A 733-nucleotide genomic window follows, 5' to 3' on the forward strand; every position below is an offset into this window, starting at 1 on the left:
CTACGGCAGGCTTACCGTTCTGACGCGTAATCATAACGGGCTTGTGGTCATCATTCACTTTATCGAGCGTACCGGCTAGTTGATTGCGGAACGCTGAATAGCTCAAAGTGTCCATAGCTAAATCCTTTGAATTCATTGTACCTATTATTGTACTTGTACTTATATTTGTACGCAAACTGATCTCCACCGTTTCTGATATGGTCATACAATCCACCTCGCATATCGGCTAGTTGTCATATTCGGGTTAGAGTGCCCCATTTGAAGCGATACCCAGATAATCGGTTTACCGTTGCTAAGATGGCGCGATGCAAAGGTATGTCGGGTTTGGTAGGGCTCGCGATACTGGACGCCTGCCTTTTTGAGGGCGGCTTTCCAGATACGCTCACGAATCTTTTTATCGTTTAGTACTTTCTCGGTTTTGGTGTCGAAAAAGACGAAAGGCTTAACGCTGTACTGCTGCTGATTTAGTAAAGCGTCAATTGCCGGTTGACTAAGATCGACAGTCCGAACGCCGCTTTTGGTTTTCGGTTGTTTGGTTTGACCTCTAACAATGGCGCGGCGAATGTATATGCGTTTGTTGTCGAAATCGATATCTTGCCATTGCAAAGCGATTAGCTCAGAGGTGCGTAAGCCGGTTTCGAAGGCGAAGGTAATGAGGTTTAAGTCATTGCCTTCTAGTTGGCTGTATATCGCTTCAATTTCGTTATCGTTAAAAGGTAGCGGCTCTCTCGTA

General features: G+C 45.6%; 2 protein-coding genes. Both read right to left on the reverse strand.

The window, feature by feature from the left end; all coding sequences use genetic code 11:
• The coding region (locus tag A3750_RS27285; RefSeq protein WP_369819928.1) for a type II toxin-antitoxin system Phd/YefM family antitoxin at nucleotides 1-205 on the reverse strand (205 nt) is incomplete at its 3' end.
• Nucleotides 202-733: site-specific integrase (locus A3750_RS06310; protein ID WP_156498453.1), on the reverse strand; the 532-nt coding region annotated here is incomplete at its 5' end. The genes A3750_RS27285 and A3750_RS06310, both read right to left, overlap by 4 nt.

This window comes from Oleiphilus sp. HI0079 (assembly GCF_001635105.1).